The organism is Marinobacter sp. BW6, from assembly GCF_008107725.1.
Lineage (GTDB): Bacteria > Pseudomonadota > Gammaproteobacteria > Pseudomonadales > Oleiphilaceae > Marinobacter.
Genome location: NZ_VIRN01000035.1, coordinates 128,012 through 141,816, shown reverse-complemented (window position 1 = coordinate 141,816; position 13,805 = coordinate 128,012). Strand labels below are relative to the sequence as shown.

General features: G+C 52.1%; 14 protein-coding genes and 2 tRNA genes. 10 read left to right on the top strand and 6 right to left on the bottom strand.

What is annotated here, in order from left to right:
- Positions 1-59 precede the first annotated feature (59 nt).
- Positions 60-401, top strand: a complete 342-nt coding sequence (locus tag FMN52_RS00835) for a hypothetical protein (protein WP_148606830.1) — start codon at positions 60-62, stop codon at positions 399-401.
- Positions 402-454: 53 nt separating this feature from the next.
- Positions 455-1,375 carry a 5'-nucleotidase gene (locus FMN52_RS00830; RefSeq protein ID WP_148606829.1) on the top strand — a complete coding sequence of 307 codons (921 nt, stop codon included), beginning with the start codon at positions 455-457 and terminating at the stop codon, positions 1,373-1,375.
- A 70-nt stretch (positions 1,376-1,445) separates the two neighbouring features.
- On the opposite strand, the gene FMN52_RS00825 is transcribed toward FMN52_RS00830, so the two are convergent.
- Positions 1,446-2,099 (bottom strand): hypothetical protein, encoded by a 654-nt coding sequence (locus FMN52_RS00825; RefSeq protein ID WP_148606828.1) that lies wholly within the window; start codon positions 2,097-2,099, stop codon positions 1,446-1,448.
- Positions 2,100-2,778: 679 nt separating this feature from the next.
- On the opposite strand from FMN52_RS00825, the gene FMN52_RS00820 reads away from it, so the two are divergent.
- Complete coding sequence (locus tag FMN52_RS00820) at positions 2,779-3,948, top strand: PcfJ domain-containing protein (protein ID WP_148606827.1); 1,170 nt, start codon at positions 2,779-2,781, stop codon at positions 3,946-3,948.
- Between the two features lie 73 nt (positions 3,949-4,021).
- On the opposite strand, the gene FMN52_RS00815 is transcribed toward FMN52_RS00820, so the two are convergent.
- The gene (locus FMN52_RS00815; RefSeq protein ID WP_148606826.1) at positions 4,022-4,621 is read right to left on the bottom strand and encodes an outer membrane beta-barrel protein; all 600 of its coding nucleotides are present in this window, start codon (positions 4,619-4,621) and stop codon (positions 4,022-4,024) included.
- A 129-nt stretch (positions 4,622-4,750) separates the two neighbouring features.
- Complete coding sequence (locus FMN52_RS00810) at positions 4,751-5,752, bottom strand: WYL domain-containing protein (protein WP_148606825.1); 1,002 nt, start codon at positions 5,750-5,752, stop codon at positions 4,751-4,753.
- A gap of 458 nt (positions 5,753-6,210) precedes the next feature.
- Between FMN52_RS00810 and FMN52_RS00805 the strand changes: the two genes are divergently transcribed.
- From FMN52_RS00805 to FMN52_RS00795, 3 genes are all read left to right on the top strand, one after another.
- On the top strand, positions 6,211-6,786 hold the full coding sequence (locus FMN52_RS00805; protein ID WP_148606824.1) for a hypothetical protein: 576 nt from the start codon (positions 6,211-6,213) through the stop codon (positions 6,784-6,786).
- Between the two features lie 415 nt (positions 6,787-7,201).
- Complete coding sequence (locus FMN52_RS00800) at positions 7,202-7,603, top strand: hypothetical protein (protein ID WP_148606823.1); 402 nt, start codon at positions 7,202-7,204, stop codon at positions 7,601-7,603.
- A gap of 432 nt (positions 7,604-8,035) precedes the next feature.
- Positions 8,036-9,244 (top strand): hypothetical protein, encoded by a 1,209-nt coding sequence (locus FMN52_RS00795; protein ID WP_240339360.1) that lies wholly within the window; start codon positions 8,036-8,038, stop codon positions 9,242-9,244.
- Between the two features lie 91 nt (positions 9,245-9,335).
- Here the strand turns inward: FMN52_RS00795 and FMN52_RS00790 are convergent.
- A tRNA-Cys gene (locus FMN52_RS00790) sits at positions 9,336-9,409 on the bottom strand.
- A 60-nt stretch (positions 9,410-9,469) separates the two neighbouring features.
- Positions 9,470-9,545 (bottom strand) — tRNA-Gly (locus FMN52_RS00785).
- 152 nt (positions 9,546-9,697) lie between these two features.
- On the opposite strand from FMN52_RS00785, the gene FMN52_RS00780 reads away from it, so the two are divergent.
- The 4 genes from FMN52_RS00780 to FMN52_RS00765 are packed head-to-tail and all read left to right on the top strand — an operon-like array spanning position 9,698 to position 13,291.
- Positions 9,698-10,864: an ABC transporter permease gene (locus FMN52_RS00780; RefSeq protein ID WP_148606822.1), complete on the top strand. Its 1,167-nt coding sequence runs from the start codon at positions 9,698-9,700 to the stop codon at positions 10,862-10,864.
- Between the two features lie 11 nt (positions 10,865-10,875).
- Positions 10,876-11,697 (top strand): ABC transporter ATP-binding protein, encoded by an 822-nt coding sequence (locus tag FMN52_RS00775; RefSeq protein WP_162851845.1) that lies wholly within the window; start codon positions 10,876-10,878, stop codon positions 11,695-11,697.
- Positions 11,698-11,702: 5 nt separating this feature from the next.
- Positions 11,703-12,641, top strand: a complete 939-nt coding sequence (locus tag FMN52_RS00770; RefSeq protein WP_148606820.1) for an MlaD family protein — start codon at positions 11,703-11,705, stop codon at positions 12,639-12,641.
- Positions 12,638-13,291 (top strand): ABC-type transport auxiliary lipoprotein family protein, encoded by a 654-nt coding sequence (locus tag FMN52_RS00765; RefSeq protein WP_148606819.1) that lies wholly within the window; start codon positions 12,638-12,640, stop codon positions 13,289-13,291. Before FMN52_RS00770 ends, FMN52_RS00765 begins: the two co-directional genes overlap by 4 nt.
- On the opposite strand, the gene pgsA is transcribed toward FMN52_RS00765, so the two are convergent.
- The gene (pgsA, locus tag FMN52_RS00760; RefSeq protein ID WP_148606818.1) at positions 13,224-13,802 is read right to left on the bottom strand and encodes a CDP-diacylglycerol--glycerol-3-phosphate 3-phosphatidyltransferase; all 579 of its coding nucleotides are present in this window, start codon (positions 13,800-13,802) and stop codon (positions 13,224-13,226) included. The two genes, FMN52_RS00765 and pgsA, sit on opposite strands and share 68 nt — an antisense overlap.
- Between the last annotated feature and the right edge of the window lie 3 nt (positions 13,803-13,805).

The window sequence follows — 13,805 nt, the reverse complement described above, 5'->3', positions numbered from 1 at the left end:
GAATACGTCGCCTGGGTCTTGTATGCTTTTGAGCAAGCCCAAAAGCAGGAGCAAAGTTCATGAACAAAGCAAAGAAGGAAGAAGCCAGGAAACTGCGCGAAGCCTACGAAAACCTATCTCAGGAAGAGCTACAGGAGTTTGAGCAGCAACGTAGAATTGAGGCGTTGGCAAAGGAGATTCACTCCGAACTCTTTCCAGAGGAGTATGACCACATGATGGACTCAAACTCCGACGCTAAGGACCGACGCCGCGGGATTAATCCTATGAGCGCTGATTACACAGCGAAGGTGAACGCCCGCCGAGAGGGACTGGGGGTATCGCCGCTTGGTGATAATGGAATGCCGATTGACAAGAGTAGTTGGGAAGTAGCTCGAGCTGAAGCAAAGCGCCGCTTAAAATAATACCGTTTGTATTGACGTCCACGCCCGTGTTCATTGCCTGAAAAGGACCGTTAATGCCTTACCCCATCGAAGACAAGCTGGTAATTGCGGTTGCTTCAAGCGCCCTGTTTGACCTCTCCGAATCCGACAAGGTGTTCCAGGAACAAGGTGCGATTGCTTACCGTGACTACCAGGAAGAACATCTGGATGCCCCCCTGGCTAAAGGGGTGGCGTTTCCGTTCGTTCGACGGTTTTTAGCGATCAACGATCGGTTCCCGGATAAATCCCCAGTGGAAGTTGTCTTGCTCTCAAGGAACTCAGCAATCACGGGGAAGCGGGTGTTTCGTTCCATCGATCATCACGGATTAAACATCACCCGGGCTGCATTTTTGGAAGGCAAATCGCCTTATCCTTACATCCCGGCGTTCAATGCTTCTTTGTTTTTGTCTGCAAACGAATCAGACGTTCAGCAAGCTATAGACTATGGCCACCCTGCCGGCACGGTGCTTCCTAGTCACGTAGTAGATGATGTCGGTGATGCTGAACTTCGAATCGCCTTCGATTTCGATGGTGTGATTGCGGACGATGCTTCTGAGAAAGTCTACAAAACAGGCTCTTTGGAAGAGTTCCAAGAGCATGAAACTTCACGGTCCCACATACCACATAGCCCGGGGCCCTTGGCTGACTTGTTTAGAAAACTTTCACACCTCCAAAAGCTGGAAGATCATGCATTGGAGGCTGACCAAAATTACAAGCGGGCACTGAGAACGGGCATCGTGACGGCTCGGAACGCACCGTCTCACGAACGCGTGATCACAACTCTGGAGCATTGGGGTGTCGATGCAAACGAAGTGTTCTTCCTTGGCGGCATGAAAAAAGATCGGATTTTAAGCGTCCTTCAGCCACACATGTTCTTTGATGACCAAAGGTCACACCTGGAGTCAGAAGGTGGAAATGTTCCAATGGTGCATATTCCGTTCGGGGTGGCGAATTAACTTACGTATCGGTGGGACTCAAGTGCCCCCACCCTTGCCCAAAAAAAACATCGGAAGAAAAAGCGCTCAATCAGATCAATAGGCCATTCATAATGTTCCGAAAACCCTCGATATACTCATCACTCAGACCTATTGTTCCGGTCGCATGAGGCAAAGAAACAACGGTTGTGACGGGGAAATCCTGCTTAAGGAGCTTAAATTTTGTTCCCTTTACAGGTACATCTGACCGAAAAATTTCAGCATTCCCGGGCCTTGGCCCAAGTATAGACTCAACACGCTCACGAACCCTGATATCGTTCAGCGCTTCGATCAGATCACTTCCTGTGAAGATGACCAGGCGCGGCTTTCGCGCTTCCATGAGAGACAGAATGCCATCGGACTCAGCAACGAGCTTGTTGATCGTGATCGTATCGTCAGCAATCGTATTCGTTTGCGTTCCAAGCCAGTTGGTCTGAAAAAATGACTTTTCGTAGCTACCAATTCTATCGGCATCGGTTTCCAATGGACGCCCCCATTTGTCTAGCCATAAAAGCATACGATTGCGAAAAAGCGTGTTATTCACCTGAGGGTCCGAGAAAAAAGACGGCGCAGATTCCTCAGTCTTTAAGCCTTTTTCTTCATCGTCCTGATCCTGAGAAGAGAAGCCGAAGTTGTAGCCACATATCATAATTCCACCCAAAAGATTTTCTGGGTAGTCCGCTGTAACAACCGGATGTTGATCCATAACACTATGCTCCAAGTTCGCGCGTTAGAAGTGGCAGGCTAATCCCCCAAGTTGACTTACTAGCAAAGCTAATTATTGCATTCGCCAGTCGTTCCGTTGCATGTGATCCAAATGCAACTGCTGAGAAATTTGACGTCTGGTAGGTGGCAACAGTCGACATTTGGAATGGTCGGCGGGCATCCATACTTTTGTCCGAAATAATGCAGAACAACACCCCATGTTTCACCATTTGGCTGAATCCGTTCCACACTGCCAATGGAATCGGGATTGTTTCGTGCTCGTGACAAAGAATCACCAATAGCCCGTTATCTGCGACTAAACACTTAATATCGGGAAGAACGCTCTGACAAAGGAAGTCGGCATATCGGTCAAAGTCATAAGGTGGCGCTAGTTCGCTCACTAACGAGCTAAGACTGTAAACCAAAAAAGGGACCTGGGTGGGTCTTTTCTGGATCTCAGATTGGGGGAATGACGGAAGCCTGATCGTTAACTCCTCCAGTCCCCAAAATACCAACGATTGCCCTATCATCCTCACTCCTGACGAGCCTCTAAAGTGCTACTTTAGCAACCCGGGGCGACAGGAGTTGTCGCTGTTTATCGGTAAGTTTAAACATCCAACCCCGATCAAAACAGAGATCGGTATAGCCTAAAGAGCATATGACCTAGGTGAGGATTAACTTTGGAACCCGATACTCGAATGATAGGCCAACCAGACCAGCGTCGACTTTTCTTTGATTTGAGCGCCATTCTTGGTTATCAGATCCATCTGGTAGTTCATGGCTGGCAAGCTGAGCAACCTCTCCATTGGTTCAGCCACGATCGAACAAGCGTTATTGCCCGAGGGAGCTTTCTTGAAGCGCCTGGGCTTCCCGTCTTTACTCTGGAGGATGAAGACGGAGGCGGACTTTCGGACCAGATTCCCTTGAAAATCGCGAGAGTGGCGAAATTCATGCCCGCAATCGATTTTGAATTGTGTCAGGCATGTGCTGCATCTGACAAGGCATGTCAATTGGCAGTGGATGCACCATTGCTCTTTATTCTTTTGGTTGATTTTGCCCGCAAGAACTCCTTTTCCGTTCATAAACTCAACCAAATCCTAGCGCTCAAACGCACAGATATTCTGAGACACATTGGGCTGCCGGGGAGCCGATCCCTTGCACGTATTATCCGACGCATAAGGCTATCGACACTTCTTCCCTGGGAGCTCGAGGATGTATCTCAAGCTCTACGCAATCCGGAAGTCCTGGCCGTGCTTAGGCACCACCCTAGGCTTCATCTGAACCATCTTCGCTTTGTGCTTCGCCTCCGGCAGCCAATTGAACCATGCATGCTAAACCTGATTGATGAGCACTCTTCCGCTCAAGACATCAACTGGGTGCGCCGAATGATTCTAGATACAAGGAATTTAGCAAGAGGGAATGAACGAGCTATTGCGGGAATTGCTTCGAGGCAATCGTTACAGGAGGTGCATGATAGACTTGTCGAGCGGTTCAACCGCGATCACGGAAAAGATCCCGCAGCATATCGCGGACTTCTCTCCGAGCGGCTGAAAGCAGAGCACGGGGATTATCCGTCAATTCCTGTGCCGGCCATTGATGGCATAGAGCCCCTGTGCTCTTGGTTAGACCTACTGGAAGAGGGGGCCCGAATGCACCACTGTGTCGGTAGCTATGACATTCACGTCGCTCACGGGGATGTGTTCATCTATCGCATGGTTCAACCGGAACGACTGACTATTTCCCTTGAAAAAAAGAACAACGAATGGATCGTTGGCGAGGTAAGAGGCTACTGCAATGCAAGCCCCTCAGCGAAAGCACTGGAAATCGTGCGACGCTGGGTGGAGTGTTAAAAACTAACCCAGCTCATCACTTCCCTAGCGCTTCAGGGAGTGATGAACTGGCTCTTGGATAGCTAAAGCTGTATCAGAACCTAAATTCGGGCCCCACGGAGAACACATTGATGTCAGTTTCGCCCAATTCGTCTTCGTCACCAACATCCAACAGCAGATCCCAGTCTGCCCGCAAGCGAATTCCTTCCGAGACTTCATAGCTCATACCAAGACCGGTCCTGAATGCCACACCGGTATCGTCGTCACTTACAGAGATAGTCTGAAAGCCGTTGCTCGCTGCCGCCTCGTAATTCAAGCGCCACAGCATGAGGCCTGCTTTGGTGAAAACCTTGAATGGGCCTGTTTCGGGCATGCCGAGTTGAAGCGTTGTATCGACAAAATGACCATTTACCGCAGCTGCCACCCCAACACCGTTGATTACACCGGAAGCTTCAACATCATCGATATAGCGGTAGCCAAACTCGAGATTGGCAAAGCTATTCAGTTCAGTACCACCGTAAAACCGAACGGCCAGCGCGCTGTCGTCACATGATGATGATCCTTCACAGAAATCATCTACAGTCGCTTGGCCGGCAGAAATACCAAAATAACCGGGCCGTGCCTCGGCAGCATAAGCTGGTGCGTGAGCCATTGCGGCGACGGAGACCATTAGGGCGATTCTAGTCAGTTTCATTTCGACATCCTTTTTCGAGAAAAAATTTCAAAGCGAGCCATAGCTCTCAATTTTCAGCTACTGATAATAGGGAGTCGGAGCGACAACTAGGGTCGCAGATTCGACAGAGGGTTCAAGACAGGTAAAAAATCATCCGTCTTTCTGAGTACGTGCCAATCCCTTTTCCAAAGTCGAGGTAATCTCTTGACGTAACCAGGCCGGTTCGAGGATATCGCAGTGCACGGCCTGCGCCGCAAGCCACCAGCGCAAATCCTGGGTATCTCCAACAGTCACCGTTATTTCAAAGACGTTTTCATTGATGTCCGTTGTCACCTGGTCGAAGCCTAGCGGCGACTCGATCAGGTGATTAAGCACTGGCTTGTCGCAGCGTAAGTGCAGAAATATGGGTTCCCGGGAATGAAGAATCCCCATTGCGCCAGAAGAGATGTAGAGGTCTAAATCGAAGCCCTCCGGGCGTTCCAAAGGCTGTTCAACGAGCTCACCGCCGGATGCCCGGTGCAGAACCAGTTGGCGAACACCCTCCCTTCCCTCAATGGTTCCGATCAAATAAACATTCGGGTCCCGAAATATGAGGCCCAACGGGTGCACCAGAATTTCTTCAGGTTTCGGCCAGTTTCGGGCCTGATAGGTCAGCTTGCACTGAAACTCCCTAAGCAGCGCCTCAGTGACGGTCTCTAACACGTCAGCATCAATATCTGGCCTTTGGCCGCCAAGACCGCGGTTGATCACCCTGACACGATTTGGCCATTTCCCGAGCGGACTTTTCTCTCGCAAAAGCGCCCGATGTGCCTCATCAAAATGCGGCTGCAAATGTGAAAGTGCTCGAGGAGGTAGCATTGGCCTGAGATAAGCCCGGGCAAGCTCGAACGTAAGTGCTGCTGGTAAATCTAACGCCGGGATGATGTTTAGGGTCGCTTCACGTTCAAATGACCAACGGTACGGACGCGCATCGGCATCAACGAGAAGTGGGAAATACGTTGAAAGCTTTTCGAGGTCCCTCTGAATCGAGCGTTTGGTCACGGGCATTTCCCGTTCATTTAAACGCTCGGCCAGTTCCGTTGTGGTAATAGACTTCGGGAATCTTGGAACCATACGGAGCATGGTGAGATATCTGACCGCCGTTTCGGACATGCATTCGCTCCTTGAAATAAACAACCACCGCGTCGAGCGGCCTGATTGTTTGAAAATAAGAGAAAACTATAGAAGCTAATGATACGGAAAAAAAGTATCGACCTTTGATTGCAAAGCCCCTCTGTTGTGGTCAACTAACCACGTACATTTGACAAGGAGCTTCGCGGCACTGCTGTGCTATGTGCCGCTGCCGCGCGATATCCATCTAATGGGTTCACACCACGAATGATTTTCAGTCTTTGGCGGCGCGGCAACTTTAGACACAGATAGGGTAAATAAGCCCTCCGTGGACCTTCAGAATAACTACGCTCTAATCTACAACCAGCTAGAAATCGCTCCAATGTTGCCAAAAAAGTCAATTTAAGACTCCCCGCCCGCTCTTAATCAAAGCCAAACTAGGTTCGCAGCTCATTGCTGGTGATGGACCTGCAGTATAAAAAATCGCTCTAGGGGTAGTTATGGCTGTTAAAAATGCATTATTAGTTGCACTAAATGAAGATAAAGAACGAATCTATCTCTCACCGAAAAGCAAGGAAATATATATGTCCGTTTGTCTCTGTGCGGAGACTGCAGAGGAAGCACTCGCAGGGCCTTTTTGTGGGGATTATTCAGAGCTTTCCAAGAGGAGCGAAAATCGAAGCGGATACAATACCGTAATTCTTCTTGGAACCTATATCACACAAACAACATTAGATGTGGTGCTAAAAAACATAAAGAGCACAATTACGCTGGCTATAATGCAAAAGGACTTGCCTAGAGCCGACAGAAGACTTTATTCAGCAATCTACGACATTCAGGAACACGCTAAAATGTCGCTAGAGCTTGCGGTAGAGGATTTCGAAAAATGCATCTACGCAGAAGACCCTCATCTTGCATATTATGAGTGTAAGCCTGTCGATCTCGGTATCGACAAAAAAACTCCTTATGGAGATCTGGAGACTATAGCCGAGAATGTATTTCAATCAACATATCCACCAATGCACCCATATGATCTATATATGTTCTTTTGTGAACTGAAAGAATCTGAATCTTAAATTCTCTAGTCAACGTTGTGGGTGAAGTCTATTACTTAATGGAGTGAGTTCATTATCTGGTATAATGAGCTCATTCTTGCGCGGTTAAACGTTTTCTTGGCTTACCCTGGACATGGCGGAGCAATCTTTAGATTGTGCCAGCAGAAATTACCTTAACACATGATATGAACGGATAAACGGGCTTCGCGAGAGGTAAACAGCGAAGTTCGGGGCGTCTGGTCGGGGGCATCCATCACAGTCATAAAGCTGCAGTCGCTTGACCGGCGAAATGAGCGATATCCGAATGCTAGTTAGCTAGCTGGTTCAGATCGAGTGTTTTTTCGATTAGCAATTTAGAAGGACCAAAACCGACCGCACTTGGTAGAGCATCAGATTGCGTTAAGCTGGACATTCACATCTGAATGAGGCGAACAGCATGGCAGCGATCACAATAATGATTATTGGCGCAGCGATCGGCGGACAACTTGGCACAGTGGGCGCTATAGTGGGTGCATATATTGGTCTGGCGCTGGCAACTCCAATCAAACAAACGAGTACATTCAGCAACATAGATTGCGGGACCGAGAACAAGTCAACGCTAGGGTGGATACCCGACTTTCCTCCAGCAGCATCATACTCGCCCCTGGCCAATTACGAGACGCCAACTTTGCACCAAGACGTTATCAACGATTCATCTACTCTATTTGACGATCCGATGTCGTCTTCCGAACCATCTCATATAAATCCCGCCACCGGCTTACCAATGATTGATGACGGTATTACCGGGTTTGATGTAGGGGGCAACACCTTTGGCACAAGCTCCGATGATTTTATGTAATTCGCGGAACAGTTTCTGCCATGTAGTCAAAAAAGTGCATTTAACGTCACAAAATGGGGAGCCGGCCACATAAGATCTAAACATGAACCTCTTGAACGGATACTCAGAATTCAATGAGGCTCTCGATACCTAAACGATCTGGCTGGAGTCCAATATGAGACCAGTATCAATAAGAAGCTTTATAGAGATTGTTTACTGCTGCGACGAGGACCCACCTTCCGAATCTACGATTCGTCGTCGTATTCACGAGATCCCTGGCGCGTTTCGTGACGGAAGACGTTGGCGCATCGACCTAGATTATTATCTCGAAGTGATGGACGCGCGCATTCGCGGCCTGCCCGAAACCCTCCACGAGGCGAGCTTTCTTCAATCCCTGGCTAATCAGCTTCGTTAACGATGGCGCCGCAACGCAGGAAACCTGGCCAACGATACTTGGCCCAATACCCCGGCCTTTACATCCGTGACCGTGATGGATCTTTCTACGTTCGTCATCCGATCACGCGTAAACAGGGAAGCCTGCAAACCAGTGACCGCAACGTGGCAATACGCCGCTGGGCTATGCTCCAGCAAATGTGGGAGCAGGAACGGAAAGACTTTGATGCCAGAGAAATGGCAGACAATCTCTCCATGGTCGAATCTGTTGATGCAGCCACTCGGATAACATTAAGAGAATACCTGCATTATTGGCGCACAAAGCTGATTGGTCACGATGTTGTGAAGGGAAAAATACGCTGGGGCGAATGCAAGGTGTTCAGCCAGCGTGGCCGTAACCGGGGTCATCCGATTGCAATGGGCACCCGAGCCGACTACGCCGCGGATGCTCAGCAAATGGAATCTAATGAGCATTCTAATTTTTTCCTCTCGGACCCCCAACTTCTTCGACGGATCAGACGCCTCCTCTCCCCCTGGCAGACGAAGCCCACGCACTACAATGGGCTCAGGAACACCTTGTCTCGGGTTTTCACCCAGGCAGTCCAGGACGGCCTCATCGATAGAAATCCAATGCGAGACATTCAAAAGATCAGCGAACCCAAACGAGAGGTCCTGATTCCGGATGAAGCCTACAAGGAAATCACCGCCCGACTCTGCGTCCATAAAATTAACAGACGCAAGATGGACGGAACCTGGCGCGCAAAAATCTGCGACATGATTTACATGATGAGCCAACAACCTATCGACGTTTTCGGACTAAAGGAAGATCAGATCAAGGATGATGAGGGCGAGTTTGGAGAAATCCACTTCGCACGGCACAAAACGGGCGTGCCCATTGTTATTGAGATGAACCAAGACCTGAGAGCACTGATCGAATGGTTCAGGGATTGGAAGCGTGAACAGGAGATTATTTCGCCATATCTGATGGTCTACCCTCGATATTTTGATTTCAGGAGTCGCACAAAACCGGTGCGGCACCGTTTCATGCAAATATCTTGGGCAAAGGCCTGTGAAGAGGCCGGATACAAAGGTAAGTATCAATTGCGAGACTTGAGGAAGAAGGGCTTAACCGACGAGTTTTTGTCCCAAGGGGAGAACAACAAAGGTGGACATGAGACCGAGGCAATGCGCAAACACTACCGATTGGTTCGTCCGCCAGAGCGATCAAAATCGACACTGAAATCGCTTCGCGATCCGGAAAAACCATGAATCGTTGTCGCCATTTTGTCGCCATGATGTCGCCATCAAAACGCCGGCTCCGGCTCGAAACTGGTAACTAGTTGTAATTAAATGGAAATAATGGAGGCGCGGGTCGGAATCGAACCGGCGTACACGGAGTTGCAGTCCGCTGCATAACCACTCTGCCACCGCGCCGGAAAAGATCGAAGAGATCGGATCTTTGTGCTCTCAGGTGGGCATTGAGAGACTTGAAATTGGAGCGGGAAACGAGATTCGAACTCGCGACCCCAACCTTGGCAAGGTTGTGCTCTACCAACTGAGCTATTCCCGCTCTTTGTTTCCGGGGCATTGCCTCGTCAACGGCTGCGTATTCTACGGATTACCGTTCGGGCGTCAATAGTTTTTTATCAAGTTTTTGTTTTATTGGAGATTGTGGGTAAGCTAGTAATTTGCAGGCCAAATCACTCAGGGATTCGACAGAACGTGCCCAGTCCTGATTCTTCCGAGCAGACCGATACACAACGACCGTCTTCCAAACCCGGGTCCATAACCGTCGAAGCCGGCACCCTGCGGGTGACGAATGACTGGTTGTTGAGCCATTACCGGTCGCTGGCATCCGTGGTTTCGTCGATATCTTCCAGGGATACGAGTGCATTATCGATAGACCTCTCCGGGCTGGATCGGATTGACACCGCCGGTGCATCACAGCTGGCCTCCCTGCTCGGACCCGAGCGTTTGCTCCAAGCCACCAAGGCTGCCGGAGAGTTGCCTCGAGAAAAGTCGGCCCTGATTGCCGCCGTCTGCGAGGCTATGAAAGACCAACCCGGGCCTGATGGGCACGCACCCTCTCTGGTCTGGAGCTTTGTTACCGGTACGGGCCAGAAGGTGGAAAGCATCTTGCGGCTGCTGTGGATCCTTGTGGGCTTTATCGGCCAGACGCTCGGCACTCTGGCCTGGAACCTCCCGAGACCCTGGCGCTGGCGAATGACGCCCTTCGTTGCGGCCGTTCACGACACTGGCTTGAATGCCTTGCCCATCGTGGCATTGCTCACCTTTCTTGTGGGCGCTGTGGTGGCGTTTCTGGGTGCGACAGTGCTGGACGATTTTGGCGCGACCATTTACACGGTCAACCTGGTGGCGTTTGCCTTCCTGCGGGAATTCGGGGTGCTGTTGGCCGCAATCCTGCTGGCCGGCAGAACCGCCAGCGCCTTTACCGCTCACATTGGCGCCATGAAGGTCAATGAGGAGCTGGACGCCATCCGGACTCTGGGTCTGAACCCGATCGAACTGCTGGTGCTACCTCGAGTGATGGCGATGATGGTGAGCCTGCCGATCCTGACCTTTGTGGGGATGATCTCGGGTATGGTTGGTGGCGCGATGGTCTGCGCCCTGGTTCTGGATATCTCGCCAACCCAATTTATGGCCATCGTTGAGCGGGACATCGCTCTTCAGCATTTCGTTGTGGGCATTGTGAAGGCGCCGATCTTTGCGTTCCTGATTGCCGTTATTGGCTGCCTCGAAGGATTCAAGGTGGCTGGCAGCGCCCAATCAGTGGGCGAACACACCACCTCCAGCGTGGTTCAGTCCATCTTTATGGTGATTCTGCTGGATTCCATTGCTGCACTATTCTTTATGGAAATGGGCTGGTGATTATGGCGGTAATGGCGGCATCTTCGAGTACTGAAGCCAGAAATAAACCGGTTATTGCGGTGCGGGACTTGTTCAACCGCTTCGGCGATCACGTGGTTCACGAGAACCTCGACCTGGATCTGCTTCGGGGTGAGATATTGGGCGTGGTTGGCGGATCAGGAACCGGCAAAACGGTACTTCTGCGCAGTATCGTCGGGCTGAACACGCCCGCCTCGGGCCATATCCGTGTGTTTGGTGAGGATCTTATTCAGCTCTCGGCACGCGCCCGCTCCCGGATTGAGCAGCGTTTCGGGGTTTTGTTCCAGGGGGGCGCCCTGTTTACCTCCCTGAACCTGCAAGAAAATATCGCCGTTCCGCTGATCGAACACGCGGGTCTGAAAAGGCCCGAAGCGGAACAGCTGGCGCGCATGAAACTGGCGTTGACCGGTTTACCGCCTGACGCAGCGGTTCGCTATCCGTCTGAGCTCTCCGGCGGCATGGTGAAACGCGCAAGTCTGGCACGGGCCCTGGCCCTTGATCCGGAGATACTGTTCCTGGACGAACCCACAGCGGGGCTGGACCCGATTGGCGCTGCCGCCTTCGACAGGCTGATCGTGACGCTCCGGGATGCCCTGGGGCTGACGGTGTTTCTGGTGACCCATGATCTGGACACCCTGTATTCAACCTGTGACAGGGTTGCGGTACTGTCACAGCGCAAGGTGCTGGTAGCTGATACGCTGGAGGCGGTTGCCAGCACGGAGGACGCGTGGATTCAGGACTACTTTAACGGACCCCGTGGCCGCGCAGCGAGCTATGCATTCAGGAAACACTCGAATAAACGGAATCAGGAGTAGTAACCATGGAGCCGAGGGCCCACCACCTGATCATTGGCCTGTTTACCATCCTCGCTTTTGCGGCCGCGCTGATCTTTTCTCTGTGGTTGGCGAAATCCTCCGCCGATCGCGAATGGGGCTACTATGAAATCGTTTTTGATCATGCCGTCAGCGGCCTGTCCGAGGGTAATCCCGTGCTCTATAGCGGTGTTCAGATCGGTGATGTAGTCGAGCTTAACCTGGATCCGGACAACCCCGGCCACGTGCGGGTTCTGGTTCGAGTTGATCAATCGGTTCCCATTCGCAAAAACACCAAAGCCGGCCTGGTGCTCGCCAACATAACCGGCAGCATGAGCGTTCAATTCAGCGGTGGAAGCCCGGACCAGGAAGCTCTGAAAGGCGACCGGGACAATCCACCGATCATTATTGCCGAGCCCTCGGCCTTCAATAGCCTGCTTGCCAACGGCGAACAACTCCTCACCAAGGCGGACCGGCTGCTCACCAGTGCCACTGAGCTGTTATCCGGTGACAACATTGAGAACGCGTCTGCCATCCTGCAAAACACTCGCGAAGCGACGGACGCCCTGCTCGACCAGCGGGACCAACTGATCGCCCTGCTCGAACAATTCGATGCCGCCGCCACTCGCGCCGAAGAGGCCGCCATAAAGGTGTCCAGGGTTTCGGATAACGCCAACGACCTGCTGAAAAACGATGGCCAGCGGGTTCTGGAATCCATGGATAGAGCACTCGGTGTTATCACCACCACCATAGCGCGGATCGATGAGCTGACCCGTAACAACCAGGGCGCGATGGATGCCGGGCTGCAGGGTATGGGAGAGTTGGCGCCCGCGTTACGGGAGCTCCGGGCAACCCTGCGCAGCCTGAATCAGTTCACGCACCGCCTGGAGCAGGATCCGACGGGTACTCTGTTCGGCAATGAAACCATGAAGGAGATGGCACAGTGACATTGAGGTCAATCGGAAACCTGATACTTCTCCTCGGCGTTACCTTTGCCAGTGGCTGCACGGTGTTTCCGAACCCGGAGCCACCCAGGGTTATGGACCTGGCCGCGGTCCAGGCGGTGCCAGAGGCCAAGCAACCAGTTCAGGCATCACTTCGCGTTGATACACCTTACGCCTCAGAGCCTTTGAATGGTTCGCTGATTCTGGCCAAACCCACACCCCGGGAGTTTCGGGCCTATGCCGGGACGCGCTGGAGGGACACGGCGCCAGTAGTGGTTCGGGACACGCTGGTTAGCAGCATTCGTCAGAGTGGCGCGTACACCAACGTTATTACGGATACCAATCCGGCGCAGGCTGAATTGACCCTGGTCACTGAACTCTCGGCGTTTCACGCGGAAACCCCGGAGTCCGGACCAAAGGTGGTGATTGAGCTGCACCTGCAGATGATTCACGACCGTTCCAGGTCCAGCCTGTGCACCCGCACTGTCCGGATCGTGGAGCCGGCCGCTGGCACATCAGTTGACCAGATTGTTGAGGCCTTCGGAGCCGCTGGCAGCGACCTGGCCGCCAGGGTAATTGAATGGGCTACGACGTGTGATTATCCGCCTGGCCTGATGCCTTCTCAGGGAACAGATCAGCCCAGGCAGCCTTGAGGTAAAGCCCCATGGACCAGAGCGTGAGAATCGCGGCGAAATAGAGCAACGCCAGAGCGACATTGGCCCAGAGCACGCCGGGAGGAAACGCCAGAAGGCCGACAATCGCACACATCTGCGCGGTGGTCTTGATCTTGCCGATGTAGGAAACCGCCACACTGGCGCGGCTGCCAATTTCCGCCATCCACTCCCGCAACGCGGAAATGACAATTTCACGGCCGATGATAACAGTGGCCGGGATCGTCAGCAGAATCGCCGAGTGCTCCTCAATCAACACCGCCAGCGCAACAGCCACCATCAACTTGTCAGCAACCGGGTCGAGAAAGGCGCCGAACGGGGTGCTCTGGTCCAGTTTTCGGGCCAGATAACCATCCAGCCAGTCCGTGGCCGCTGCCAAGCCGAAAATGGCCGCGCTCACGAGGTAGCTCCACCCCACCGGAAGGTAAAAGATCACCACAAACACCGGAATCATAATGATGCGGGAGAGGGTGAGGATGTTTGGTAAATTCATGCT

What these genes read in the sequence shown, in the direction of transcription:
- FMN52_RS00835 (WP_148606830.1), top strand. Translation starts at nt 60, where the DNA reads ATGAACAAAGCAAAGAAGGAAGAAGCCAGGAAACTGCGCGAAGCCTAC.
- FMN52_RS00830 (WP_148606829.1), top strand. Translation starts at nt 455, where the DNA reads ATGCCTTACCCCATCGAAGACAAGCTGGTAATTGCGGTTGCTTCAAGC.
- FMN52_RS00825 (WP_148606828.1), bottom strand. Translation starts at nt 2,099, where the DNA reads ATGGATCAACATCCGGTTGTTACAGCGGACTACCCAGAAAATCTTTTG.
- FMN52_RS00815 (WP_148606826.1), bottom strand. Translation starts at nt 4,621, where the DNA reads ATGAAACTGACTAGAATCGCCCTAATGGTCTCCGTCGCCGCAATGGCT.
- FMN52_RS00810 (WP_148606825.1), bottom strand. Translation starts at nt 5,752, where the DNA reads ATGTCCGAAACGGCGGTCAGATATCTCACCATGCTCCGTATGGTTCCA.
- FMN52_RS00805 (WP_148606824.1), top strand. Translation starts at nt 6,211, where the DNA reads ATGGCTGTTAAAAATGCATTATTAGTTGCACTAAATGAAGATAAAGAA.
- FMN52_RS00800 (WP_148606823.1), top strand. Translation starts at nt 7,202, where the DNA reads ATGGCAGCGATCACAATAATGATTATTGGCGCAGCGATCGGCGGACAA.
- FMN52_RS00775 (WP_162851845.1), top strand. Translation starts at nt 10,876, where the DNA reads ATGGCGGCATCTTCGAGTACTGAAGCCAGAAATAAACCGGTTATTGCG.
- FMN52_RS00770 (WP_148606820.1), top strand. Translation starts at nt 11,703, where the DNA reads ATGGAGCCGAGGGCCCACCACCTGATCATTGGCCTGTTTACCATCCTC.
- pgsA (WP_148606818.1), bottom strand. Translation starts at nt 13,802, where the DNA reads ATGAATTTACCAAACATCCTCACCCTCTCCCGCATCATTATGATTCCG.